Source organism: Rhodococcus sp. 06-470-2 (genome assembly GCF_002258235.1).
GTDB lineage: Bacteria > Actinomycetota > Actinomycetes > Mycobacteriales > Mycobacteriaceae > Rhodococcoides.
This window is the reverse complement of record NZ_NOYB01000041.1, coordinates 324672-349225: the sequence shown is the minus strand read 5'-3', so window position 1 is coordinate 349225 and position 24554 is coordinate 324672. Positions and strand designations below refer to the sequence as shown.

At 64.8% G+C, this 24554-nt stretch carries 24 protein-coding genes; 13 read left to right on the top strand and 11 right to left on the bottom strand.

All coding sequences use genetic code 11. The features are described 5' to 3' along the window. Positions 1–21: 21 nt before the first annotated feature. A complete protein-coding gene (locus CH276_RS24980; RefSeq protein WP_094632155.1) occupies positions 22–1092 on the top strand; it encodes an ABC transporter ATP-binding protein in 1071 nt (356 codons plus the stop codon). A gap of 54 nt (positions 1093–1146) precedes the next feature. On the opposite strand, the gene CH276_RS24975 is transcribed toward CH276_RS24980, so the two are convergent. Both CH276_RS24975 and CH276_RS24970 read right to left on the bottom strand, forming a co-directional pair. After that, positions 1147–2169, bottom strand: a complete 1023-nt coding sequence (locus CH276_RS24975; protein WP_032395286.1) for an aspartate-semialdehyde dehydrogenase — start codon at positions 2167–2169, stop codon at positions 1147–1149. A 3-nt stretch (positions 2170–2172) separates the two neighbouring features. After that, positions 2173–3438 carry an aspartate kinase gene (locus CH276_RS24970; RefSeq protein WP_032395287.1) on the bottom strand — a complete coding sequence of 422 codons (1266 nt, stop codon included), beginning with the start codon at positions 3436–3438 and terminating at the stop codon, positions 2173–2175. A gap of 149 nt (positions 3439–3587) precedes the next feature. Here CH276_RS24970 and CH276_RS24965 point away from each other — a divergent pair, with 149 nt between their 5' ends. The 3 genes from CH276_RS24965 to CH276_RS24955 all read left to right on the top strand — a co-directional run bounded on the left by CH276_RS24965 (position 3588) and on the right by CH276_RS24955 (position 7739). Continuing rightward, complete coding sequence (locus CH276_RS24965; protein WP_141214780.1) at positions 3588–5264, top strand: FUSC family protein; 1677 nt, start codon at positions 3588–3590, stop codon at positions 5262–5264. Positions 5265–5415: 151 nt separating this feature from the next. Continuing rightward, entirely contained in the window at positions 5416–7227 is a 1812-nt protein-coding gene (gene leuA, locus CH276_RS24960) for a 2-isopropylmalate synthase (RefSeq protein WP_032395288.1), read from the top strand. A gap of 134 nt (positions 7228–7361) precedes the next feature. Beyond that, positions 7362–7739 carry an SHOCT domain-containing protein gene (locus tag CH276_RS24955; RefSeq protein WP_032395289.1) on the top strand — a complete coding sequence of 126 codons (378 nt, stop codon included), beginning with the start codon at positions 7362–7364 and terminating at the stop codon, positions 7737–7739. Here CH276_RS24955 and CH276_RS24950 read toward each other — a convergent pair. After that, a complete protein-coding gene (locus CH276_RS24950; RefSeq protein ID WP_094632149.1) occupies positions 7708–8619 on the bottom strand; it encodes a LysR family transcriptional regulator in 912 nt (303 codons plus the stop codon). The genes CH276_RS24955 and CH276_RS24950 overlap by 32 nt on opposite strands. A gap of 72 nt (positions 8620–8691) precedes the next feature. On the opposite strand from CH276_RS24950, the gene CH276_RS24945 reads away from it, so the two are divergent. From CH276_RS24945 to CH276_RS24935, 3 genes are all read left to right on the top strand, one after another. Beyond that, positions 8692–9588 (top strand): EamA family transporter, encoded by an 897-nt coding sequence (locus tag CH276_RS24945; protein WP_094632227.1) that lies wholly within the window; start codon positions 8692–8694, stop codon positions 9586–9588. 84 nt (positions 9589–9672) lie between these two features. After that, entirely contained in the window at positions 9673–10935 is a 1263-nt protein-coding gene (locus tag CH276_RS24940) for a Mur ligase family protein (protein ID WP_094632225.1), read from the top strand. Next, a complete protein-coding gene (locus CH276_RS24935) occupies positions 10928–11638 on the top strand; it encodes a type 1 glutamine amidotransferase (RefSeq protein WP_094632147.1) in 711 nt (236 codons plus the stop codon). Before CH276_RS24940 ends, CH276_RS24935 begins: the two co-directional genes overlap by 8 nt. Before the next feature lie 32 nt (positions 11639–11670). Here CH276_RS24935 and CH276_RS24930 read toward each other — a convergent pair whose 3' ends face one another. From CH276_RS24930 to CH276_RS24915, 4 genes are all read right to left on the bottom strand, one after another. Beyond that, positions 11671–12678 (bottom strand): type IV toxin-antitoxin system AbiEi family antitoxin domain-containing protein, encoded by a 1008-nt coding sequence (locus CH276_RS24930; RefSeq protein WP_094632145.1) that lies wholly within the window; start codon positions 12676–12678, stop codon positions 11671–11673. Between the two features lie 126 nt (positions 12679–12804). After that, positions 12805–13413 carry a recombination mediator RecR gene (gene recR / locus CH276_RS24925; protein WP_045198346.1) on the bottom strand — a complete coding sequence of 203 codons (609 nt, stop codon included), beginning with the start codon at positions 13411–13413 and terminating at the stop codon, positions 12805–12807. Between the two features lie 9 nt (positions 13414–13422). Next, complete coding sequence (locus tag CH276_RS24920; protein WP_032395293.1) at positions 13423–13761, bottom strand: YbaB/EbfC family nucleoid-associated protein; 339 nt, start codon at positions 13759–13761, stop codon at positions 13423–13425. A 209-nt stretch (positions 13762–13970) separates the two neighbouring features. Further along, positions 13971–14402, bottom strand: coding sequence for a hypothetical protein (locus tag CH276_RS24915; protein ID WP_217901434.1), 432 nt, complete (start codon positions 14400–14402; stop codon positions 13971–13973). Positions 14403–14465: 63 nt separating this feature from the next. On the opposite strand from CH276_RS24915, the gene CH276_RS24910 reads away from it, so the two are divergent. After that, positions 14466–15128: a hypothetical protein gene (locus tag CH276_RS24910; protein ID WP_254924443.1), complete on the top strand. Its 663-nt coding sequence runs from the start codon at positions 14466–14468 to the stop codon at positions 15126–15128. On the opposite strand, the gene CH276_RS24905 is transcribed toward CH276_RS24910, so the two are convergent. Then, a complete protein-coding gene (locus CH276_RS24905) occupies positions 15125–15559 on the bottom strand; it encodes an SRPBCC family protein (protein WP_032395571.1) in 435 nt (144 codons plus the stop codon). The two genes, CH276_RS24910 and CH276_RS24905, sit on opposite strands and share 4 nt — an antisense overlap. Before the next feature lie 256 nt (positions 15560–15815). Between CH276_RS24905 and CH276_RS24900 the strand changes: the two genes are divergently transcribed. Both CH276_RS24900 and CH276_RS24895 read left to right on the top strand, forming a co-directional pair. Further along, complete coding sequence (locus CH276_RS24900) at positions 15816–17261, top strand: FAD-binding oxidoreductase (protein ID WP_176459423.1); 1446 nt, start codon at positions 15816–15818, stop codon at positions 17259–17261. Then, a complete protein-coding gene (locus CH276_RS24895; protein ID WP_094632137.1) occupies positions 17258–18574 on the top strand; it encodes a class I SAM-dependent methyltransferase in 1317 nt (438 codons plus the stop codon). The genes CH276_RS24900 and CH276_RS24895 overlap by 4 nt, the downstream gene beginning before the upstream one ends. 52 nt (positions 18575–18626) lie before the next feature. Here the strand turns inward: CH276_RS24895 and CH276_RS24890 are convergent, their stop codons facing one another. Both CH276_RS24890 and CH276_RS24885 read right to left on the bottom strand, forming a co-directional pair. Further along, positions 18627–19409, bottom strand: a complete 783-nt coding sequence (locus CH276_RS24890; protein WP_094632135.1) for an alpha/beta fold hydrolase — start codon at positions 19407–19409, stop codon at positions 18627–18629. Positions 19410–19438: 29 nt separating this feature from the next. After that, positions 19439–20371, bottom strand: a complete 933-nt coding sequence (locus tag CH276_RS24885; RefSeq protein ID WP_094632133.1) for an oxygenase MpaB family protein — start codon at positions 20369–20371, stop codon at positions 19439–19441. A 23-nt stretch (positions 20372–20394) separates the two neighbouring features. Between CH276_RS24885 and CH276_RS24880 the strand changes: the two genes are divergently transcribed. Genes CH276_RS24880 through CH276_RS24870 form a run of 3 tightly spaced genes read left to right on the top strand, consistent with a single transcriptional unit; the run spans position 20395 to position 23671 of the window. Further along, positions 20395–20979 (top strand): TetR/AcrR family transcriptional regulator, encoded by a 585-nt coding sequence (locus CH276_RS24880; protein WP_045198328.1) that lies wholly within the window; start codon positions 20395–20397, stop codon positions 20977–20979. A gap of 16 nt (positions 20980–20995) precedes the next feature. After that, a complete protein-coding gene (locus tag CH276_RS24875; RefSeq protein ID WP_032395297.1) occupies positions 20996–21256 on the top strand; it encodes an acyl-CoA-binding protein in 261 nt (86 codons plus the stop codon). 48 nt (positions 21257–21304) lie between these two features. Continuing rightward, positions 21305–23671 carry an FdhF/YdeP family oxidoreductase gene (locus CH276_RS24870; protein ID WP_094632131.1) on the top strand — a complete coding sequence of 789 codons (2367 nt, stop codon included), beginning with the start codon at positions 21305–21307 and terminating at the stop codon, positions 23669–23671. A 9-nt stretch (positions 23672–23680) separates the two neighbouring features. Here CH276_RS24870 and CH276_RS24865 read toward each other — a convergent pair whose 3' ends face one another. Further along, complete coding sequence (locus CH276_RS24865; RefSeq protein ID WP_094632130.1) at positions 23681–24499, bottom strand: oxygenase MpaB family protein; 819 nt, start codon at positions 24497–24499, stop codon at positions 23681–23683. Between the last annotated feature and the right edge of the window lie 55 nt (positions 24500–24554).

The following is a 24554-nucleotide window of genomic DNA, read 5'->3' as shown; positions in this document are numbered from 1 at the left end:
GGTGGAGGGATCTATTTCGTCATGGCAACTATCACGTTCGAGCGTACGACCAGGCTGTTTCCCGGCTCCGACGCCCCCGCGGTGAACGAGCTCGACCTGCACATCGAGGACGGTGAGTTCCTCGTTCTGGTCGGTCCGTCCGGCTGTGGCAAGTCGACGTCGCTCCGGATGCTCGCGGGGCTCGAAGAGGTCAACTCCGGCCGCATCCTCATCGGCGGCAAGGACGTCACCAACTCCGAACCCAAGGATCGCGACATCGCGATGGTGTTCCAGAACTACGCGCTGTACCCGCACATGACCGTCGCCGAGAACATGGGGTTCGCCCTCAAGCTGGCGAAGGCGAACAAGGAGGACATTCGTACTCGTGTCGAGGAGGCTGCGAAGCTGCTCGACCTGGAGCCGTACCTCGATCGCAAGCCCAAGGCACTCTCGGGCGGCCAACGTCAGCGAGTTGCCATGGGGCGCGCCATCGTTCGCCAACCCCAGGTGTTCCTGATGGACGAGCCGCTGTCCAACCTCGACGCCAAACTTCGGGTGCAGACGCGCACGCAGATCGCTCAGCTGCAGCGCCGGCTCGGGACGACGACGGTGTACGTCACCCACGATCAGGTCGAGGCCATGACGATGGGCGATCGGGTCGCGGTGCTCAAAGGTGGTGTGCTGCAACAGTGCGCCACCCCGCGTGAGCTGTACCGAACCCCGGTCAATGCGTTTGTCGCCGGGTTCATGGGCTCGCCGTCGATGAACCTGTTCCGCGCTCCGGTCACCGACGGCGGTGTCCGCCTGGCCGATCAGGTGGTTCCGGTTCCGCGGCAGACTCTCGGGTCGGCCACGGAGGTGATGTTCGGTATTCGGCCCGAGCACATCGACATTGCCGACAGCGGAATTGCTCTCGAGATCGACGTGGTGGAGGAGCTCGGCTCCGAGGCGTTCGTGTTCGGCCGCGCAGACATCAACGGTAGGACCGAAACCATTGTGGCTCGGGCCGATTGGCGCAGCCCGCCCGAGAAGGGCGATCGCGTTCACGTCCGCATCGACGAGGCCCACGCCCACATTTTCGACGCCTCGGCCGAAGGCCGTCGCCTGAACTGACCACCCCGTCGTGCGCGTCGTGCGTAGCTCCGGCTGTGCACGACGCGCACGAGGTCAGACCAGCAGTTCGGCGATCTGGATGGTGTTCAGAGCGGCACCCTTGCGCAGGTTGTCGCCCGAGACGAACAGTGCAAGTCCGCGTCCGTCGGGCACGCCCGGATCCTGGCGGATACGACCCACCAGAGAGTCGTCCTTGCCTGCGGCCTGAAGCGGCGTCGGCACGTCGACCAACGACACGCCCGGTGCCGATGCGAGCAGTTCGCGGGCACGCTCCACCGAGAGCGGGTTGGCGAACTCGGCGTTGATCGACAGCGAGTGTCCGGTGAACACGGGTACGCGGACGCAGGTGCCGCTGACGAGCAGGTCGGGCAGGCCGAGGATCTTGCGCGATTCGTTGCGCAGTTTCTGGTCCTCGTCGGTTTCGCCGGATCCGTCGTCGACCAGCGCACCGGCCAGCGGCAGGACATTGAAGGCGATGGGCGCGACGTACTTGTTCGGGGCCGGGAAATCGACCGACGAGCCGTCGTGCACCAGCTTCTCGGCGTCGCCGATGACGGCGCGGGCCTGGGTGACGAGTTCCTCGACACCGGCGAGTCCGCTACCGGAGACGGCCTGGTAGCTCGAGACGATCAGCCGCTGCAGGCCGGCTTCGTCGTGCAGCACCTTGAGCACCGGCATGGCGGCCATGGTGGTGCAGTTCGGGTTGGCGATGATGCCGCGGGGCGGGTTCTTCGCTGCCTCGGGGTTGACCTCGCTGACCACCAACGGAACATCGGAGTCCTTGCGGAATGCCGACGAGTTGTCGATGACGGTGGCACCTGCTGCGGCGAATCGCGGGGCCTGCTCGCGAGAGAGCGTGGCACCGGCCGAGAACAGCGCGATGTCGATTCCAGTGAGGTCGGCGGTGGACGCGTCCTCGACGATGATCTCCTCGCCCCGGAACGGCAGCTTCTTGCCGGCCGAGCGAGCGGAGGCGAAGAATCGAACGGTGTCGGCGGGGAAGTTGCGCTCCTCCAACAGGGTTCGCATGACGGCACCGACCTGGCCGGTGGCTCCTACGACTGCAACTGTGGTCATCTTCTATCGTCCTGTTCCTGCGTGTACGACCGCTTCTTCGTCGCCACCGAGATCGAAGGCGGCGTGCAGCGCGCGTACTGCTTCGTCGAGCTGAGTGTCGCTGCACAGCACCGAGATACGGATCTCCGAGGTGCTGATCAGGTCGATGTTGATGCCGGCGTCGGCGAGGGCCTCACAGAACGTCGCGGTGACGCCGGGGTGGCTCTTCATGCCGGCACCGACGAGGGAGACCTTGCCGATGTGATCGTCGTAGAGCACCTGCGCGAAGCCGATCTCGGCCTGCAGCTTGGTGAGCTTCTCCACTGCCGTCGGGCCGTCGGCCTTGGGGCAGGTGAAGGTGATGTCGGTCTTGCCGGTGTCGATCTTGGACACGTTCTGCAACACCATGTCGATGTTGATCTCCGAGTCCGCCACGGCGCGAAAGACCTTGGCGGCGTAACCGGGAGTGTCGGGCAAGCCGACGACGGTGACCTTCGCCTCGCTGCGATCGTGTGCGACGCCGGTGAGAATTGCTTCTTCCACTGGAATGTCCTCCATAGATCCGGAGACGATCGTTCCGGGTTTCGTGGTGTACGACGAGCGCACGTGAACGGGAACGTTGTAGCGACGGGCGTATTCGACGCAGCGCAGCATGAGCACCTTCGCGCCGCAGGCAGCCATCTCCAGCATCTCCTCGAACGAGACGGTGTCGAGGTGCCGGGCGTTGGGCACGATCCTCGGGTCTGCGGTGAAGATGCCGTCGACGTCGGTGTAGATCTCGCAGACGTCGGCGTTCAGGGCTGCGGCGAGCGCAACGGCGGTGGTGTCCGAACCTCCGCGACCGAGCGTGGTGACGTCCTTGCTGTCCTGGCTGACGCCCTGGAATCCGGCGACGAGCACGATCGAACCCTCGTCGAGGGCGCTGCGCACGCGTCCCGGGGTGACGTCGATGATCTTGGCGTTGCCGTGCACGCTGGTGGTGACGACGCCTGCCTGGGAGCCGGTGAACGACCGGGCCTCGGCACCGAGTGAGTGGATGGCCATCGCGACCAACGCGTTGGAGATGCGTTCACCCGAGGTGAGCAGCATGTCCATCTCGCGGGCCGGCGGGGCCGGGCACACCTGCTGGGCCAGGTCGAGCAGTTCGTCGGTGGTGTCGCCCATGGCCGACACGACCACGACGACGTCGTTGCCTGCCTTCTTGGTCTCGACGATCCGTTCAGCGACGCGTCGGATGCGTTCGGCGGTCCCCACCGACGATCCACCGTACTTCTGGACGATGAGAGCCACGCGTGTTTACCTCCGCTGGATAGCCGACAATCGGGCGATTGTTCCGGGGTTACCCTACCGATCCGGCACCCCGAGCGGTGGCCCGGGTAGCTCCGAGCTGGGACTTTAGGGGGGCTCGCCTGCGGATACGCCTGTCCTAACATTGTCGGGTGACCCTTCCCGAGCATCGCCCGCCGCCACCCCCTCGAGGTCTGCGGGTGCTCTTCGGGCTCCCCGCCGTCGGGCGTCGCTGGCCGGGTGGACTGCGCTCGGCTCTGGCGTTCGGCGTCCCCGCGATCGCGGCGTGGGTTCTCGGGTTCCATACCGAGGCCCTACTGGTGGTCTCGGGCAGTTTCGCCGTCATCTACGGCGAGGGCCGTCCCTACCGGTCACGATGGTGGGTCGTCCTGACCGCGGGCGGCGCTCTGGTGGCCTCGGTGTGGCTCGGCGCGACGGCCGGGCAGATGGCGCTCGATCTCGAAAGCACCGGATGGGCGCGGATGATCCCGGTGACCCTGCTCTCGCTCCTCGCTCTCGTCGCGGTCTACGTCATCGCCGCGCTGCGACTGGGACCGCCGGGGGCGTTCTTCTTCGTCCTGGTGTGCGCGGTGTCGTCGTACATTCCCGGAGCCGGCGTCAGCGCCGCTCACGGAGCGGTGTGTGCGGCTGTCGGTGTCGCGTCGGCGCTGGTGGTGTCGATGTCCGGAGTGCTGTGGGATCCACGAGGACCCGAGCGCGAGGCCGTCGGAGCCGCGGTGGGCGCGATCGAGAGATACACGAGTTCGCCGACGGCGTCTGCCGCCGATCGTCATGCGGCGGCGGCGCGTCTGCACGCGGCCTGGGCTGCCGTGTACGACGCGGGTGCCGCACGGTTGTCGTCGAGGCCGGCGCTGGTTCAGAAATTGTTCGACGCGCACCGGGCCTTCGCTGCGACGACGGCCGTGCGGGCGGATCCGGATCGGGCGGTCGACTTCGTATCCGATCAGCTGCCGCTGGCTCGGCCCGGCCTCGGGTATCGATTGCGGCGCTCGCTGCATCGGGATTCTCATGCGGCGTCCACGGCCGTGCGCGTGTTCTGCGCGGCAGCGGCCGCGGGCGGGGTCAGCGTCGCACTGGGCCTGAGCCGCCCGGACTGGGCGATCCTCGGCGCCGTCCTGGTGCTGCAGCAGGGTCCCGATCGGGTGCACGGCACCTACCGGGGACTGCAGCGGCTCGGCGGAACCCTTGCCGGCGTTGCCCTGTTCTCGGCCATCTATCTCTCCCCGCTGACCGGCTTGGCCGTCATCGTGGTGTTGATGGTGCTGCAGTTCGCGATCGAGGTGTCGGTGGCGCGGAACTACGGGTTGGCCGTCACATTCATCACCCCGCTCGCTCTGCTGATGGGCACACTGACGCATCCCGGGGCGGTGCTGGCGGACATCGTCGTCGACCGGATCGTGGAGACGACGGTGGGCGTGGCCTTCGCATTCGCGGCGCTGTGGCTGCTGCTCCCCGGGGCATTCCGTCGCACATTGTTGTGGTCCGACGGCCGAGTTCTGACGCTCGGCACGCATCTGCTGACGGTGTTGCGGACCGAGGACGTGGCCGCGCCGGCAGCTCTCGCCATGCGGCGCGACGTCCAGTTCGAGCTCGTCGGGTCCGCTCTGGCCGGGGCCGAGGCCGCGCACAACGATCGAACCTGGACGCATGGGGTGTGGTCGCAACATGCCGAGGTCGATCGGCTCGGATACGAACTCCTCGCGCACTGCTGGACGATGACCGACGTCGGACGAACGGATGACATCGAACATTGGCAACGTCGACTCGACGCGGCGATCACAGAATTCCACTCGTCAACCCTGGGGTAGGCCGTCGGCAGGCGGTAGTACACTCAGCCCATGCTGCGAGCTCTCCTTCTTAACAGCCGCGACGGGGTCTGAGACCAGACTGGCTTCCCGTCGCGGGGTTCGTTGCGCCGGTCGAACACATTGCTCTGATCTGTACGGAGAGACGAAGACCATGTCACCAGCCGACGCATTCACCTCGGGATCTCGCACCATCACCCCGCCCTCGCGGCCCGCTCCCAGCGACCAGCCCGCCTGGAACACCCAGAAGAACTCCTCGATGCCCACCTTCCGTTATCGGCCGTTCGCCGAGGAAGTGGAGCCCATCACCCTCCCCGACCGCACGTGGCCGGACAAGATCATCGACCGGACGCCGCAGTGGTGCGCAGTCGATCTGCGCGACGGCAACCAGGCGCTGATCGATCCGATGAGCCCGGCCCGCAAGCGCCGCATGTTCGACCTGCTGGTGCGCATGGGCTACAAGCAGATCGAGGTCGGCTTCCCGTCTGCCAGTCAGACCGACTTCGATTTCGTCCGCGAGATCATCGAGGACGGCGCGATCCCCGACGACGTCACCATCCAGGTACTCACGCAGTGCCGTCCCGAGCTGATCGAGCGCACGTTCGTCGCATGCGAGGGCGCTCGCAGCGTCATCGTTCACTTCTACAATTCGACGTCGATCCTGCAGCGCCGCGTGGTGTTCCGTGCCGAGCGTGACGTCATCAAGAAGATCGCCACCGACGGTGCCCGCAAGGTGCTCGAAGAAGCAGCCAAGTTCCCCGATACCGACTGGCGCTACGAGTACTCCCCCGAGTCCTACACCGGCACCGAACTCGCCTACGCCAAAGAGGTGTGCGACGCGGTCACCGCGATCATCGATCCCACCCCCGACAAGCCGCTGATCCTGAATCTGCCTGCCACCGTCGAGATGGCGACACCCAATGTCTACGCCGACTCGATCGAGTGGATGAGCCGCAACCTCGACCGTCGCGACAGCATCGTGCTGTCGCTGCACCCGCACAACGACCGCGGAACCGGTGTTGCCGCAGCCGAACTCGGCTACCAGGCCGGTGCTGATCGCATCGAGGGTTGCCTGTTCGGCAACGGTGAGCGCACCGGCAACGTATGCCTGGTCACGCTCGGGTTGAACCTGTTCACCCGCGGTGTCGATCCGCAGATCGACTTCTCCAACATCGACGAGGTCCGTCGAACGGTGGAGTACTGCAACCAACTTCCCGTCGCCGAGCGCCACCCCTACGGCGGCGACCTGGTCTACACCGCGTTCTCCGGCAGCCACCAGGACGCCATCAACAAGGGCCTGGACGCGATGAAGGTCACTGCGGACGAACTGGGTTCGGACATCGGTGACGTCACCTGGCAGGTTCCGTACCTGCCCGTCGACCCGAAGGACGTCGGTCGCACCTACGAGGCCGTCATCCGTGTCAATTCGCAGTCCGGCAAGGGCGGCGTCGCGTACATCATGAAGTCCGATCACGGACTGAACCTGCCGCGTCGACTGCAGATCGAGTTCTCCCAGGCCGTCCAGCGCATCACCGACGGTGAGGGCGGCGAGGTCTCGCCCAAGGAGATGTGGGACGTCTTCGCCGAGGAGTACCTGACGCCGATCCGTCCGCTCGAGCGCATCAAGCAGTCGGTGCAGGCTGCCGAGGTCGACGGCGGAACAGACACGATCACCGCAACGGTCAAGGTCGACGGCGTCGAGCAGGAGATCTCCGGATCCGGCAACGGTCCACTCGCCTCGTTCGTCGATGCGCTGTCGACCATCGGCTACGACGTCAGCGTCCTCGACTACTCCGAGCACGCCATGTCCGCGGGCGACGACGCTCAGGCCGCGGCCTACGTCGAGGCCTCGGTCACCTCACCGTCCGGTGTGGCCACCACGGTCTGGGGCGTCGGCATCGCGACGTCGATCACCACCGCGTCACTGCGCGCCGTGGTCTCGGCCGTGAACCGCGCGCTGAAATAAATCCCCTGCTCGACGAAAAGCCGCCCATTCCTTGCGAATGGGCGGCTTTTCGCTGTTTATCGGCATCGAGGCGACACTGCGCGTGGGACAATAACTCTGCTGTCGGGGCACCTTGAGGGAATGGAAGTTTCGCCATGGACTCTTTCTGGGATTTTCTTTGGCTTCTCATCGTCGGATTCGCGTTCGTCGCGTATCTGATGGTCATGTTCTCGATCATCGGAGACCTTTTCCGTGACCACAAGACATCCGGGGTCGTCAAGGCCCTGTGGGTGTTCTTTCTGATCGTTGCGCCGTTCCTGACCGCACTGGTCTATCTCATCGTGAACGGCAGCAACATGGCCAAGCGGCAAGTTGCTGCCCTGCAGCACGCGAAGGACCAGCAGGAGGAGTACATCAAGGAAGTGGCCGGGAGGTCGGCGTCGGAAGAGATTGCCCACGCAAAGGTGTTGCTGGACAACGGAACCATCGATCAAGACGAGTTCAGGACGCTGAAGGCCAAAGCCCTGTCCTGAACGTCGCTTCGGCCCTGAACGCGTCGAGCACAGCGGCGATCGCCGGTAGTCGCCGCGCGTCGGGCCTCGTTGCGAGTTCGTAGATGCGGCCCGCCCGCACCCCGGACAGTTCTCGCCGCACCAGGCCCGGATGGACTACGGCATAGCGCGGCATCAGGGCCACGCCGTGCCCGCCAGCCACCAATACCTCGGTGACGCGAAAGTCGTTCACTCGCTGGACCACCCGCGGTTCGACGCCGGTGGCCGCAGCCACCGAGAGCAGCACGTCGTCCACTGGGAATCCTCCGCGCACACTGATCCACCGTTCGTCGACCAGGTCCCGGAGGTATATCGATTCGTGTTGCGCAAGAGCGTGATCCGGCGGCAGCACCAGATCGATGGGTTCGCGCATCAGGGTGGTCACCTCGATGCGCGGGCCCGCGGTCGACGGCGCTCGCTCGTCCCGGTGCGTGAGCACCACGTCGTAGTCCGCCAGCAATTCGGGTACCGAGGATGCGGGCAGGTCCTCGTCACGGGCGTCGATGTCGACGTCCGAATTCGCCATCCGCGTCAGTAGCCCAGGCAGCAGCAGCGCGGCACCGGACGGGAACAGCGCAACTCGGACCCGTCCCCGCGGGGACGCCCGGTATCGATCCATCTCGGCCGCGGCGCGGGCGAGGGCGGCGAACACATCATCTGTCCTGAGTACCAACGCGCGCCCGGCGTCGGTGAGCCGAAGTCGACGCCCGTCGGGTTCGAGGAGCGTCACCCCCGCCTCCTTGACCAACAGCTTGAGCTGCTGGGACACCGCCGACGGCGTCATGGACAGCGCCTGGGCGACGGCAGCGACGGTCCCCCGGTCTGCGAGTTCTCGAAGGATACGGAGCCGCTCCACATTCATGTAGTGAATCTTAACTATTACTACGGATATATTCGATTGTGCTGATCATTTGCCGCAGTCACGATGGACGGCATGAGCACCCGCGACCGCCTCCTCGGACTGACCGTCGTCGTACTGTGGGGACTGAACTTTCTCGCCATTCGCGTCGGACTCGATCACTTCCCGCCGTTCTTCTTCGCCGCGCTGCGGTTCCTGGTCATCGCCGTCCCCGTTGTACTGTTCGTTCCCCGCCCCAAGGTGCCTCTGAAGTGGTTGCTGCTCTACGGGTTCGGGTTCGGGTTTCTCCAGTTCGCCTTCCTGTTCGCGGCGATGGCGGCCGGTATGCCCACCGGATTGGCGTCGCTCGTGCTGCAGTCGTCCGCGCCGTTCACGGTCGTTCTCGGCGCAATCCTGCTCCGCGAACACGTCACCCGTAGGCAAGCGATCGGTATCGGAATCGCCGTGCTCGGCATGGTGCTGATCGGGTGGGATCGCGCTCAGAACGCCACCTTGCTCCCGGTGATCCTCACCCTGCTCGCCGGACTCGGTTGGGCGTTCGGCAACCTGGGGAATCGACTCGCGAAGTCCGATTCGCCGATGACGCTGATGCTGTGGATGACCGTCGTGCCGCCGGTGCCGATGCTGGCGCTGTCGGCGATGGTCGAGGGTCCGAGCACCGGCTGGCAGGCGTTGGCGGCTTCGTTCGGCCCGCAGGGTTGGCCCGGCCTGGTTGCGTTGGCCTACATCGTGATCCCTGCCACGATCGTCGGCAGCGGCCTGTGGAGCATTCTGATGAGCCGCAACCCTGCTGGACTGGTCGCGCCGTTCTCGCTGCTCGTTCCCGTCGTCGGCATCGCCGGTGCCTGGATCTTCCTGGGCGAGAACCCATCGGTGCTCGCGCTGATCGGTGGCGTTGTCGTCATCGGGGGATGTCTCTGGGGTATGGCCGTCCGGCGGCCTGTCGAGGTGCTGGAGAAAGTACCGGTGTGAGGGGCAGGAGTGGAGCCCGCGGAACGACCCGGGGGAGCCACCGCCGACGTGAAACTGCACGCTCTTCTGTGCCAGACTCGGCGGATGGTTGAAGTGGGTGAGCGCAGACGTATCAGCGCGCGTGGCCGCGTGGCACTGCGTGCGGCGGAGCTGGCGACCTGGGCGTCCCGCAAGGCAGGCCGGGGCAAGGGATCGATGATCGGCGGATTGATCGCACTCAAGATCGACCCGGACATCCTCGGCGGACTGGGCCGAGGTCGACGCACCGTCATCGTCACCGGAACCAACGGCAAGTCCACCACCACCCGAATGACGGCTGCGGCGCTGGCCACCCTCGGTGACGTCGCCACCCAAGCCGACGGCGCGAACATGGACGCCGGCATCGTCGCCGCACTGCACGCCAATTTCGATGCCGAGCTGGCCGCTCTCGAGGTCGACGAACTGCATGTCCCCCATGTGTCCGACGCCGTCGATCCCGCGGCCATCGTGTTGCTCAACCTCAGTCGCGATCAGCTCGACCGTGTGGGCGAGATCAACATGATCGAACGCAAACTGCGCGCGGGCCTGGCCCGGCACCCCGAGACCGTCGTCATCGCCAACTGCGACGATGTCCTCGTCACCTCCGCCGCCTTCGACGCACCGAACGTCGTCTGGGTCGCGGCCGGGGGTGGATGGGCAGGCGACTCGGTCAGCTGCCCGCGCACCGGCGAACCCATCGTGTGGGACGGCGAGCATTGGTACAGCACCGGTAGTGACTTAAAGCGTCCGACGCCGGATTGGTGGCTCGACGACGAGAATCTCTACGGACCCGATGGACTCGTCCTACCGATGACGCTGTCTCTGCCCGGAAAAGCCAACCGCGGCAACGCAGCCCAAGCCGTCGCCGCCGCAGTGACCCTGGGCGCGAGCGCGGAAGATGCGGTCGCGGCCGCGTCGAGCGTCGACGAGGTGGCCGGGCGCTACTCCACCGTCCAGTACGGATCGCATTCCGTCCGAATGCTTCTCGCGAAGAACCCCGCCGGCTGGCAGGAAGCACTGTCGATGATCGATCCCACCTGTGACGGTCTCGTCATCGCCGTCAACGGTCAGGTACCCGACGGCGAAGACCTGTCGTGGCTGTGGGACGTCCGCTTCGAGCACTTCGAGAACGTCGCCGTCGTGGCCGCCGGTGAGCGCGCGACCGACCTCGGGGTGCGTCTGCTGTACGCCGGTTCGCAGCACACCACCATCGCAGATCCGTTGCGGGCCATCGCGTACTGCCCGCCGGGACGCGTCGAAGTGCTGGCCAACTACACCGCGTTCCGCGATCTCGGGCGAGCGCTGGCACGTGAGGTGAAAGATGTCTGAGTCCACCGTTCGCATCGGCCTCGTCCTGCCCGACGTGATGGGCACCTACGGCGACAACGGCAACGCACTCATTCTGCGACAGCGACTACGGATGCGAGACATCGACGCCGAGGTCGTACAGATCACGTTGAACGACCCGGTTCCCGATTCACTCGACGTGTACACCCTTGGCGGAGCCGAGGATTCGGCCCAACGCCTCGCGACCCGTCACCTCACCCGTTACCCGGGACTGCAGAACGCGGCTGCCCGCGGGGTGCCGGTGCTCGCCATCTGCGCCGCGATCCAGGTCCTCGGTCACTGGTACGAAACCTCCGCCGGCGAACGCGTGGACGGTATCTCCCTGTTCGACGTGACCACAGCACCGCAGGCAACTCGGTCCATCGGTGAGGTCGTCACCGAGCCTGCACTCGACGGCCTCACTCAGAAGCTCACCGGCTTCGAGAACCATCGCGGCGGAACGACTCTCGGCCTGGATGCATCCCCCTTGGCCAAGGTCACCCACGGTGTGGGCAACGGTGTCGGCGACGGACGCGAAGGCGTCGTGCAAGGGTCCGTGATCGGCACCTACATGCACGGACCGGTACTGGCCCGAAACCCAGAGTTGGCGGACTACTTGCTGGAGCGCGCATTGGGTACGACTCTCGCTCCACTCGAGCTGCCCGAGGTGGCTCGATTGCGCGAGGAGCGGCTCCGCCGCACGTGAACGAAAATTCGTAGCCCACTACGAATTTGCACTCACAAGGCGCACCGTTCACACGGAAATGATGCGTCGTTCCACCCCTCTCTGACCAGCACCTCACGAACCTCCCGGTACACACCGCACGGGTCCTGGGTCACTTCGTGCCACCCGTATACCAGGCGGGGTAGATTCCGTAGCTCCGCTGCATTGTCACGTCGGCGATCGCGAAATCGACGCTGCTTGACCGAGTGGAAGGCCTGGCCGTCCAGCCTGACAATGAGGTCGCAGATCTCGTAGCGAATGTCCTCGAAAAGCTTTCGGCCGTCGACGAATACCGGAGCTTGTCGCTGTCCGGCCGGAAGACCGTGCGCCTGCTCGACGTCGAGAACGTAGCGGTGCTCGAGTGCAGAATGGACGCCGTCGCGCATCAGCGCCAGGGTGTGCAGAATCGGCTTCGAGTAACGCATCGGTCGCCGAGCTTCGATCTTGCGCGTCATAGCTGCGACGTTCACACCACCCGAGGACATGGCCGAGACCAACGCGATCGTCGCCAGCCTCGACGATGACTCTGCGACGGCCAGGTCGAGCACGGTGTCGGCGATGCTCGTCCGCGCCGGATTCGTCTCGACACCGATGTGTCCCATGGCACGGGAACGATGGACGACGACCCCGGGATGGATTTGTTCATTGCTTTCCGAGGTGAAGTTCTGCTTCGCGTGCCGCATCGTCGGTGGCCTGCTGGTCGCCGAGCATCCGTAGGGAACAGTGACGTGAATGGGGCCTGGTCCAGGCTGAATCCACCCCCATTCCTCGGCCGCACTGGCGTGGCTGAGCAGTGCGCCGCGGCCCGCGTACAGCAACGCTGCCGACAGCTGCATCTCACGAGTCAGCGGCCCGTTGGTCACCGAGATGACTCCACGAAACACCCTCAGCCACTGACCTGTTTCCACACAGTGATCGATCGAGTCCTTGTTGACGCCGTTCTCGTACATCTGCTTCGTGGTGATGATTCCGTGCTGCTCGTCCAATATTCGTTGCCAGGTACCCGCTGGTCTCGTCTTCATAGACCTCAGGATCGCCGGTTTGCGATGACCGCGTCAGGATCCATCCACAGGCTGTGCATAACTCCGGGTCGTGAGCAGAAATTCGACCCCTGCTACGAAGTTTCGTGCACGTGCGGCGAAGCCGCTCTACATACGCCGACGGCCGGTCAGCGCGCGGCCCAGCGTCAGTTCATCGGCAAATTCGAGGTCTCCGCCCATGGGCAGGCCGGAGGCGAGGCGGGTAATGGCCAGGCCGGGGAAATCACGCATCATGCGCACCAGGTACGTGGCCGTTGCTTCGCCCTCGGTGTTGGGGTCGGTGGCGATGATGACCTCGGTGACGTCGACACCGTCGTCCTGCGTTCCCACGCGAGTCAACAATTCTCGGATGCGGAGCTGATCCGGTCCCACTCCGTTCAATGGATCGAGCGCCCCACCGAGCACGTGGTAGCGGCCCTTGAACTCTCGCGTACGTTCCACGGCCTGAACATCTTTGGGCTCTTCGACGACGCAGATCATGGATCGGTCACGCCGCGAGTCCGAGCAGATTCGGCACAGTTCCTTGTCCGAGACCGTGCCGCACACGACGCAGAACTGCACACCGTCACGAATGCGCTGCAGCGCGCGCATCAACCGGTCCACCTCGGGAGGTTCGACGCCGAGGAGGTGAAAGGCTATGCGCTGAGCGCTTTTCGGACCGACCCCGGGGAACTTGCCGAGTTCGTCGATCAGATCCTGAACCGGACCTTCGTACACTCTTCTCGCCTAGAAGCCGGGTAGTCCGAGTGAGCCGCCGCCGAGACCACCGGCGAGAGGGCCGAGCTTCTCGCTCGCTACGTTCTGAGCTGCCTTCGACGCATCGGCGATCGCACCGATCACCAGATCCTGCAGAGTCTCGACGTCGTCGGGATCGACGACCTTCGGATCGATGGTCAGGCCGACCACCTCACCGGTTCCCTTGACGGTGGCAACGACGAGTCCGCCGCCCGCCTGGCCGGTCACTTCGGTTTCCGCGATCTCGGCCTGCGCCGCCATCAACTGCTGCTGCATCTGCTGGGCCTGCTGCAGGATCGATGCCATGTCGGGCTGTTCACCGGGTTGCACTGTGCCGTCCTCTCGCGTGGGTCGAAGCGAACTCAAGCGTAGCCGCACCGTGGATCGCTGTGATTCACTGCGCGTCGAATCGACATACCGACCTTAGTGTCTACAATTTCGCGGCAGACACGGGATCGCGCCTGCGGTGACGAATAGTGGACACTCAGCGCAGTGCCTTCGGGCGATGCCGCACGACGGTTCGCCCTCGGTAACGAGAATCAGCGTTGCTCCGCGCGATGGTCGTATCCGGCGGGGAGGAGTTCGCCGGCGAGAACGCTGACGAGGCCGTCGGGCGAATCGATGATCACGCGCATCAGGGGATAGAGGTCGGCAAAGATCTGACGATCCTTGCCGCACGGGCTCTTCACCCCGCGCCCGTGGTTACCGACCGCCACGATGTGAGTCGGCTCGGTCGCACCGGCGGCCCGAGCCGCTGCAAGCGCGACGGTCTCTGCGCACGGGCCACCGGTGAAGTGATAGAGATTCACCCCGGCGAAGGTTCGGCCGTCCGCCACTCTCACCGCCGCACCCATCGTGTGGATGCCGTCCTCATCAGGTCCCGCATCCGTCGATGAATCGATTGTCCGCCTGGCCAGTTCGACCAGCGTCCGATCACCGTCAGTCGCGGGTAGTGCGGACGAGAAGGACACGATGCGATTCTAGAGCCCCGCGCCTGAACATCCGTCAGTACTGAGCGCCCGTAGTCTCGTGGAATGGATCAGTCGGCGGCCCCCGAAGGACGCCAGTCCCCTCGCAAGCGTCGGGTGACGCCCGAGACCATGGCCGAGGCGGGCATTGCGCTGACTCTGCCCAAGGTGACGGTGAAGTCCGTGGCCGAGAGCCTGGGCGTCTCGATCGTCGCGATCTACAACAACATCGACGATCTCTGCGCCCTCAAGGCCCTCGTGGCGGAGGAGATTCTGCGCCGCTGGTCCCCGCCACTCCCCGCCGACGACGAATCGATGCACGACGCGTTGCTTGCACTCGCATCCGCGATGCGCGAGTTGGTTCACTCCAACCCCGGGATCGCGGAGTATCTGATCGGCCTGACTCCCAGCTCGATCGATGCTCTTCGTATGGCCGACGCCGTCCAAACGCGCTACCGACTGCGCTACGACCTCACTCCGAAGCAGGCGACCTGGGCCGTCATCACCGTCGTCGAGCACGCTCTGGCCTTGGCGGAGATGGTCTACAACGATGTCCGCCGCGATCGTGAGTACGACGACGCGATCGCGGCGCGCACCGACCTCGACACCCTGCCCGGGGCCTACGACACGGTCGACCGTGGGCCCGACGGGATGTTCCTGTGGTCGATGCGCACCGTCGTGGTCGGGACTCTGGCGCTCATCCAGGCTCCCGACTTCGAGCGGGTCTAGATCAACTCGCGACGCAGGTTCTCCAGCGTCGCGGCCTGGATCTTCTTCAGTCCGAGAGGTGCGAAGGTCTTCTCGAAGAATCCGCCGATTCCGCCTGCACCCTTCCATTCGGTCGTCGTGGTGACCGTGGTGCCTGCGCCTTCCGGGGCGACCGACCAGGTGGTGACCATGGAGGAGTTGGCGTCGCGTTCGGTGATGGTCGACCCGGCGACGGTGACTGTCGCGGCGACGTTGCGCACTCGCTTCTCGGTGGCCTGCAAGGTCCACGTGGCCACGGTTCCGTCTCCTTGCCCGCCCTGGACCACCTCGTAGTCGCGGTACTGCTCGGGCAGGATGCGTGGGCGCACCGTCTCGTAGTCGGCGAGCGCGGCGAGCACCCGATCCGGTGTGGCAGCGATGGTGGCGGAACTGGATGCACTGACCTGAGCCACGAAGACGTACTCCTTCTCTAGCGGACGGGATGTCTATCCATCCTGCCTCTCTCCGCGACCACGTTCGACATCGCGCCGACTCATGTGTGATGCGCTTCACAGAACAATTCTGGACGCGCAAACCACATGCATGACGCAACCATTTGTCCGATTTACTCCGATTCCTCACCCGGATTCGGCAACAGTTGCGTGAAGTTTCACCGGTCGGACGCCGATGCCGGTGGATACCGTGCGGTACGAGATATAGCGTCTGAATGTGGCTTCAGTGAATGCTCTCCTCGGACGACGGCCAGAACCGAGGGAGAGCGGTTACGCAGCGCACCGGTCGGGTGTCGAGCAGCTGCTTCGCAGCTACCGCGCGATTCCGACCGATGCGACGGTGCGTCTGGCGAAGAAGACGTCCAACCTGTTCCGGGCCAGGACGACCACCACCACGCCGGGGCTCGACGTGTCGGGCCTGAGCAAGGTCATCTCCGTCGATCCCGACTCGCGTACAGCCGATGTCGCCGGCATGTGCACGTACGAGGACCTGGTCGACGCGACGCTTCCCTACGGTCTCGCGCCCCTCGTCGTCCCGCAGCTCAAGACGATCACCCTCGGTGGAGCCGTCACCGGACTCGGTATCGAGTCGACGTCGTTTCGTAGTGGACTTCCCCACGAATCGGTGCTCGAGATCGACGTACTCACCGGCAGCGGCGAGATCGTCACCGCAACACCGGAGGGCGAACACTCGGATCTCTACTGGGGCTTTCCCAACTCGTACGGCACCCTGGGCTACTCCACTCGACTGCGGATTCAGCTCGAACCCGTGCTGCCGTATGTCGCGTTGCGCCACCTGAGATTTCACGATCTCGACACCCTCCAGTCCACGATGGACACCATCGTCGAACAGCGCGAGTACGACGGCATCGAGGTTCAGTACCTCGACGGTGTGGTGTTCAGCGCCGACGAAAGCTACCTCACCCTCGGCGTTCAGACCGACGAACCGGGACCGGTCAGCGACTACACCGGTGCCGACATCTTCTATCGCTCGATCCAGCACGCGTCGGACACACCGAAGACCGACCGCCTCACCGTTCACGACTACCTGTGGCGCTGGGACACCGATTGGTTCTGGTGCTCCCGGGCCTTCGGAACACAGAACCCGAGAATTCGACGCTTCTGGCCACGCAGGTACCGGCGCAGTAGTTTCTACTGGAAGCTCATCGGCTTCGATCGCAAGTACGACATTGCCGATCGACTCGAGAAGCGCAAGGGAAATCCGCCACGCGAACGCGTCGTACAGGACGTCGAGGTTCCGATCGAACACACCGCCGGCTTCGTGGCGTGGTTCCTCGACAACATCCCGATCGAGCCGTTGTGGTTGTGCCCGTTGCGCCTTCGCGAGCCTGCCGCGCCAGGTGCGAATCCGGCCCGGCCGTGGCCGCTGTATCCACTCGAACCGAAACGCACCTACGTCAACATCGGCTTCTGGTCGTCGGTCCCGATCGTTGCAGGCGAACCCGAGGGTGCCGCGAACCGCGCCATCGAGAAGAAGGTGACCGAGTTCGACGGGCATAAATCGCTGTACTCGGATGCTTACTACACCCAGGATGAATTCGCCGTGCTGTACGGCGGCGAGAGATACACACAGCTCAAGAAGAAATACGATCCCGAATCCCGATTGTTGGATTTGTACTCGAAGGCGGTGCAACGCAGATGACGACGTTCAAGGACTCCGGCAATCGCACGGTGAGCGGTGCCCAGAAGCTCAAGATCTCCGAGATTCTGGAACTGATCTCCGACGGCAACATCCCACTGCGTTTCACCGCATACGACGGCAGCACCGCAGGACCCGAGGACGCGAGAATCGGCCTCAACCTCAAGAGCCCTCGCGGAACCACTTATCTCGCAACCGCTCCCGGCGATCTCGGCATGGCGCGCGCGTACGTCTCGGGTGATCTGGAAGCAACGGGCGTTCATCCGGGCGATCCCTACGAGTTGCTGGCACTGATGGGAGACGAACTGCACTTCCGTCGCCCCTCGGCGATGACACTGACGTCGATCGCCCGTTCGCTCGGCTGGGATGTGTTGCGGCCCATCGCTCCCCCGCCTCAGGAGGCGATTCCGCGGTGGCGTCGCATCGCGGAAGGTCTGCGCCACTCCAAGACTCGCGATGCAGAGGCGATCCACCACCACTACGACGTGTCCAATGCCTTCTACGAGATGGTGCTCGGCCCCTCGATGACCTACACCTGTGCGGCGTTCGAGAGCGCAGATCACTCGTTGGAAGCAGCGCAGGAGAACAAGTACCGTCTGGTGTTCGACAAGCTCGGACTGAAGCCGGGTGATCGTCTGCTCGACATCGGCTGCGGTTGGGGCTCGATGGTGCGCTACGCCGCGCGCAGGGGCGTCAAGGTCATCGGCGTGACGCTCTCTCAGGAGCAGGCGTCGTGGGCACAGAAGGCCATTGCCGACGAGGGTCTCTCCGACCTCGCCGAGGTGCGCTTCTCCGACTATCGCGACGTGCCCGAAACGAATTTCGATGCCGTCTCGTCCATCGGACTGACCGAGCACATCGGCGTGCACAACTACCCGTCGTACTTCGCGTTCATTCAGTCCAAGCTGCGGGACGGAGGCCGACTGCTCAATCACTCGATCACCCGGCCGGACAATCGCGCGCATGCCAAGGCAGGCAGTTTCATCGACCGCTACGTCTTCCCCGACGGCGAGCTCACCGGCTCGGGCCGCATCATCACCGAGATCCAGGACGTCGGACTCGAGGTGCGGCACGAGGAGAACCTGCGCGAGCACTACGCGCTGACCCTCGCCGGATGGTGCCGGAACCTCGTCGAGAACTGGGATGCGTGCGTCGCCGAGGCCGGTGAGGGAACAGCCCGCGTCTGGGGCCTGTACATGGCCGGCTCCCGGTTGGGATTCGAGCGCAATGTGGTTCAGCTGCACCAGGTTCTGGCGGTCAAACTCGGGCCGAAGGGTCAGGCGAACGTTCCCCTGCGGCCGTGGTGGAACGGCTGAGCCTCGTGAGTGGAACTTCGTAGCAGGCTACGAAGTTCCACTCACGTGGGAGCTAGCGACCGGTCGCCCGCAGGATGACCCGCGCGGTCTCGGTCGGCTGATCCCAGTGCGGGAAGTGTCCACATTTCTCGAACCAGTGCAGGGTGGCGTCGGGGAATCGCTCCAGCGCCACCTTCGCCTGGCTGGGCAGCGTCACCTTGTCCTGGCGACCCCAGCCGATGAGCAGCGACCCCTGCAACGTCCCCTTCGGCGCACCGATCTGCTTGGGCCCGTGGATCAAGGCTTTCCGGGCGGCGTCCAGCGAGGGTGATGTCTTGGTGGAGAAGCCTTTGAGCTCCCGCTCGACCAATCCACTCGGCAACTTCCACGGCGCAGCCGAGAACTGAGCCAGCGCAGCCGTTCTCGTCACCGGATTACCGGCAAGGAACGGCACCAGTGGCTGCACGTTCTTCATCAGCGCCAACGACGCCGTGATGGTGGCTCCGAAGATCTTGACCTGGCGGTCGTTCCAGAAGCCGCCGGGATCGAGGGCCACCATCGACCCTCGGTGACCACGGCGGCCGAGCTCGACGACCATGCGCGCGCCCATCGAGCTGCCGACGAGATCTGCGTCGGACAGGCCCTCGTCGTCGAGGTACGTGCGCAGAGCGTCGGTGAGCGAGGCGATGGAGACCTCGGGCAGCGGCGGGGTCTGCCCGAATCCCGGCAGATCGAGGGCGATGACCTCTCGATGTGCGGCCAGGGCGGGGACGATCGGATCCCAGTTACGGTGCGAGGACCCGAGCCCGTGCACGAGGACGAGCGGCTTACCGGTTCCGGTTCTGACGTTGTACATACCCCCCGCTGTACCCGGAGCTCGTCGATCTACACATTGGGGCTGTAGTGCGACGGGTCCGATCGGCGCTCGACCGGTGGCAGATTTCGGGCCGGCGTGTGCACCAGCGGTGATGTCGCCGGAGTCCGACCCCGGGCGCGATCCCATCCGGCCCGCCCCCGCGGATGCAGGCGGAGGCGCGGTGGCACCAGCCCGAACAGCAGGTTCACTGCCTTACCGAACAACGCGAACCGTTGCGCGTCCCGCGCGGACCAGCGGTAGCCGAGGAGCTCGCGCACCGGCGGGTCGTAGAGCCCGACGGTGATCCACACGAACAACGCCGTGACCGGACGCCTCAGCACCGCCCACACTCGTTCGGGCAGCCAGGATGCGTAGGGCGGTGGTCCCAGCTTCGACAGGTCGAGCACACCTCGGGCAGCCATGTTGTCTTCCAGGACGTTTCGGCACATGTGATCCCAATACTTCTGGAACTCGGGCCAGGTTGCGGGTACCGGCCGCATGCTCATGCCGTAGAGCCGGTACCACTGCACATGCTCGTTGAACAGAGTGACCTTCTGCTCCTCGGTCAGGCCGCCCATGAAGTGGTCTGCAGTGAGCACGGTGCCCATGAAGAAGGTGGCGTGTGCCCAGTAGAAGGTGTCGGGATCGAGCGCGTGGTACTTGCGGCCCTTGGCGTCGATTCCCTTGATGTTCGTGTGATATCCGCGGACCTGCAGTGCGGTCTCCTCGGCCCGATCGCCGTCGAACACGACCCCGCCGATGGGATACAACGATCGATACAGGCGCTGCCAGCGCTCGTCGAAGAACGTCGAATGCTGCTCCACCCCGGCTCCGAGCCCTGGATGCATGTTCTGCATCGACCCTGCCCAGATGCCCTGCAGCATGCCCCGCCAGTCGCCGAAGTACTTCCAGGTGAGTGAGTCGGGACCGAGCGGAACGGGTCGATCGGACTGACTACGCATGTTGTCACACTAGAGTTGACAACATGCGTAGTCAACAGTTGGAGGAACGCAGATCCAAGCGGTACGACGCACTGCTCGCCGCAGGGGTCGAGCTCCTCGGCGCGCCCGACGGACCGGCAGTGAACGTGCGAGCCGTCTGCCGTACCGCCGGGCTGACCGAGCGGTACTTCTACGAGAGCTTCTCCGATCGCGACGCGTTCGTCCGGGCCGTGTACGCCTGGGTGGGATCGAGAGCCCAGAAGACGTTGATCGACGCCGTCGCGACGGCAACCACCCCCGAGGACACCATCGCCGCGCCCGTGCGCGCATTCGTCGAACTGATCATCGACGAACCACGAACGGGACGGGTTCTGCTCATCGCACCGTTGGCCGAGCCTGCGCTCAGCCGACGCGGACTCGACCTGCTGCCGGGCTTCGTCGAACTGGTGCACGCCCAACTGCCCGACTCCGCCGACCGACAGCTGATCGCCGTCGGAACCGTCGGGGCGCTGACTGCCCTGTTCATCGGCTGTCTCGACGGCACGCTCGCCGTCACCGGCGAAGCCCTCGTGGCGCACTGCATTCGGCTTGTTTCCGATGCTGCCGTGCAAGGATGGCACCACCTCTAGCAGAAGGAGTTCTTCCATGTCCGATCTCGACCAGTCGTTCGCCGACGCGCAGGTGGACGTCAAGAAGCTCACGTCCAAGCCGAGCAACGACGACCTCCTGCGCCTGTACTCGCTCTACAAGCAGGGTTCGATCGGTGACGTCTCGGGTAAGCGGCCGGGACGACTGGACATGGTGAACCGTGCGAAGTTCGATGCCTGGGCGAAGCTCGAAGGCACGAGCCAGGATTCGGCGAAGCAGCAGTACGTGGATCTAGTGACCGAACTCCTCGCCGGCTGAGCCGAAGGCTATGGTCGAGTGCGGGGGTAACGCAACGAAGGGACCCGCATGAGACGCACCGACAGCGACGTCGACGAGGCCGAGCTCGATATCGAGAAGCCGAAGACCCATGCCGCAGGTGCCACCGCTGTCGCGGTGTCGATGAAGCGAGCACTCGGGCACATGGGGCCCAAGCGCACCGCGCAGACGCTCCTCAAGCTGAACCAGGCCGAGGGTTTCGACTGCATGAGCTGCGCGTGGCCGGACCCGGATCCGGGCCATCGGCACGCAGCGGAGTTCTGCGAGAACGGAGCCAAGGCCGTTGCCGAGGAGGCGACGACGACCCGGGCAACCCCGGAGTTCTTCGCGCAGCACAGCATTGCCGAGCTCGACGGTCACACTGAGCACTGGCTCGGCCAGCAGGGCCGGATCACGCATCCGATGATCAAGCGGCCCGGTGGCACGCACTACGAACCGATCGAGTGGGACGACGCGTTCCGCCTGATCGGCGACGAGCTGAAGTCACTTGCCAGCCCGGACGAAGCCATCTTCTACACCTCAGGCCGCGCCTCCAACGAGTCCGCGTTCACCTACCAACTGTTCGCCAGGGCATTCGGCACCAACAACATGCCCGACTGCTCCAACATGTGTCACGAGTCGACGTCCATCGCGCTGCAGGAGTCCATCGGTATCGGCAAGGCCAGCGTCACGCTCGACGACGTCCACAACGCCGAGCTGATCATCCTGGCGGGCCAGAACCCCGGCACCAATCACCCGCGTATGCTATCGGCCCTCGAGCTGGCGAAGCAGAACGGCGCAAAGATTCTGTCCATCAACCCACTTCGCGAAGCGGGTCTGCTCAACTTCAAGAATCCACAGACTCCGCGCGGCATGGTGGGACCGGGAACGGACCTGTCGAATCTGCATCTGCCGATCAAGCTCAACGGCGACCTCGCACTCTTCCAGGCCATCGGCTCGCTGCTGGTGAAGTGGGACGCGCTCGATCACGAGTTCCTCGACACCTACACCGTCGGTTTCGACGCGTGGAAGGCGCACGTCGCCGAGGTCGACTGGGATCTCGTCACCGAGGTGACCGGATTGTCGGTAGCGCAGATCACCGAGGGCGCCGAGATGCTGCGCGACTCCAAGGCCACCGTCTTCTGCTGGGCGATGGGCCTGACGCAGCACCGCAACGCCGTCGCCACCATCAAGGAAGTCACCAATCTCGCGTTCGCGCAAGGCAACATCGGAAAGGCAGGTGCGGGTCTGCTGCCGGTTCGTGGCCACTCGAACGTGCAGGGCGACCGCACGATGGGCATCTGGGAACGCCCTCCGGTGAAGTTTCTCGACGCGATGGCCGCGGAGTTCGACTTCGAGCCGCCGCGCGAGCACGGCTTGGACACCGTCGATTCCATCCGGGCCATGCGCGACGGCAAGGCGCACTTCTTCCTCGGACTCGGCGGAAACTTCGTCCAGGCAACTCCGGACAGTGACGTCACCTTCGAGGCGCTGCGCAAGATGCGGATGACGGTGCAGATCTCCACCAAGATCAACCGTTCGCACCTGGTCTGCGGCGAGACCGCACTGATTCTGCCGACCCTGGGCCGCACCGAGAAGGACGTGCAAGCCAGTGGCGAGCAGTGGATCTCGGTCGAGGACTCCACCTGCTCGGTGCACTCCTCACGCGGACCGCTGAAGCCCGCGAGCGAATTCCTTCGTTCCGAGGTCGCCATCGTCAGCGGTATCGCCGAGGCGACCCTCGGTGACCGATACGGTCTCGACTGGAAGGGTTTCCGCGACGACTACCGCAACATCCGCAAGCACATCTCCCGCGTCGTCGCCGGTTGCGAGGGCTACGAGGTCAATGTTCGACGCCCCGGTGGCTTCGTTCTTCCGCACCCCCCGCGCGACAGTCGGACGTTCGAAACCAAGAGCGGCCGAGGTGAATTCGCGGTCTCACCGATCGACGTGCTGCAGGTTCCGCCGCGCCATCTGATCCTGCAGACGCTGCGCAGCCACGATCAGTTCAACACCACCATCTACGGCCTCAGCGATCGGTACCGCGGCATCGAGAACGGTCGACGCGTCATCTTCGTGCATCGGGAGGACATCTCGTCTCTCGGCTTCCGCAACGGCGACATGGTCGATCTCGTCACCAAGTGGGACGACGACGACGTGGAACGGTGTGCGCCGTCGTTCCGCATCGTCGAGTACGACACCCCGCGTGGGTCGGCTGCTGCGTACTACCCCGAGACCAATCCGCTGATTCCGTTGGATTCGACTGCGCTGCAGAGTAATTGCCCCACCTCGAAGTCTGTGATCATCTCGATGGTTCCGGCGGGGACGGGCGTGCAAGGCACGGTGAACGGTCACCAGGACGACGAGGGATCGGACGAGGGGCACAAGTCGCACCCGCAGCCGCACCACCTCAGCTGAGGCCTCGAGCTAGACCAGCGCCCGGCCCGAGCGCATCCGTCGCCGGACATCGTGCAGTAGAAGGTTGAACGGGAGTGCACGAACGGCGGGCGGCAACATCCGGTTGAGCAGGGACGCGCTGCGCAGAACAAGCGCAAACCGTCTCCGCTTGACCGGATCCCACGGCAGTTCCATCTCGTCTCGGAAACGCTGGGGCAAGAATCCAGTGGTCACGAAACGGAAGAACGGCCCGATCAACGGGTGCAGCACTGCGGGTCGGGCGAACGTTGCCGAGGCAATGCCGTGCAGGTAGCGCCGGATCGTCGGGTCGATGTGAATGTCGTCCAGTGCTGCTTCCCAGTACTTCTCGAACGCCGATCGATCGGTGGGCCACATCTCGGGCGGCATCTGCAGTGTCGATCCGAGTACGTGACACGACCGGTACATCTCGTCCGCGTCGTCCGGATCGAGCGGCCCGTACAAGGCGACATACACATCCTCGAACCCTCGGTAGAGGCACGCCGCGACCCACAGCTGCAGGTTCGGGTCGAAGGCGTTGTACTTCACCGGGCTGTCCGCCGTCGAGCGCACAGCGGCATGAGATCTGTTGGTCGCCTTCCGGTACGCGGCCTTGGTCCGATCGTCTCCCATACCCGCAACCGCCAGGTAGGACAACGTCGTTCGGGTGCGCTTGATCGGGTGCCGGTTGATCTGCCCGGATTCCACGCGGCTTTCGAAAACCCCGTATCCGACGGCGGGATGCCCGAGTTGCATGATGACGTTCGCCGAACCGGCGAGCAGGCCGACGGCGGTCATGGACTTGCGTAGAAGGTCGTTGTCGACAGTCATGACGCAGTCGAGCCCTCCCCTGTCGGCAATCTGAGTACGTGCGTGTTCAGATCAA